Source organism: Paraburkholderia sp. RL18-101-BIB-B (genome assembly GCF_046026985.1).
Classification (GTDB): domain Bacteria; phylum Pseudomonadota; class Gammaproteobacteria; order Burkholderiales; family Burkholderiaceae; genus Paraburkholderia.
Map to the genome: position 1 here is coordinate 1 of NZ_JARESV010000184.1, position 595 is coordinate 595.

General features: G+C 56.8%; 1 pseudogene. It reads left to right on the forward strand.

The features are described from left to right. Positions 1-26: 26 nt before the first annotated feature. A pseudogene (locus P0D73_RS46610) lies at positions 27-590 on the forward strand (IS630 family transposase); the annotation flags it as partial. Positions 591-595: the final 5 nt, after the last annotated feature.

Genomic DNA, 595 nt, shown 5'->3' on the forward strand with positions numbered 1-595 from the left:
TACTCGCTTAAAAAAAGCGCGATGAGCAGGAGTTCGCGGTGAAGACAGATACGCTCTCAAAGTTGCAGCAGGCGGCTCGCGATGGGGCGTGCCGCCTGATCTACTTCGACCAGTCGGGGTTCTCTGCCTCACCTCCGGTGCAGCGCGGCTGGTCGCCAGTCGGCGAGCCGCATCGCGTCTTACCGCAGCCTCATTGCAGACGTTCGGTCCTCGGTGCATTTGATTTCGGCGCCAACCTTCTAAAGCATGAAGCCAGCAAGGCAACCATCAAGCGCCCGGACGTCATCCGGTTTCTTGATCAGCTCGCGCAGGAAGGCCCTCCCGGCCTGATGACTGTGGTGGTGCTCGATAACGCCTCGATTCATCACAACATCGATCAGGAAACCATCGACCGCTGGTTTCTCGACCATCGTATGGTGCTCTTCTATCTGCCGCCGTACAGTCCCGAGCTGAACCTGATCGAAATCGTCTGGAAACACGCCAAGTATCACTGGCGGCGCTTCGTCACCTGGACGAAGGAAACCATCGATACAGAGATCGCGAAGCTACTCGGCAGCTATGGCTCGAAATTTGAAATCCGTTTTGCCTGAACACT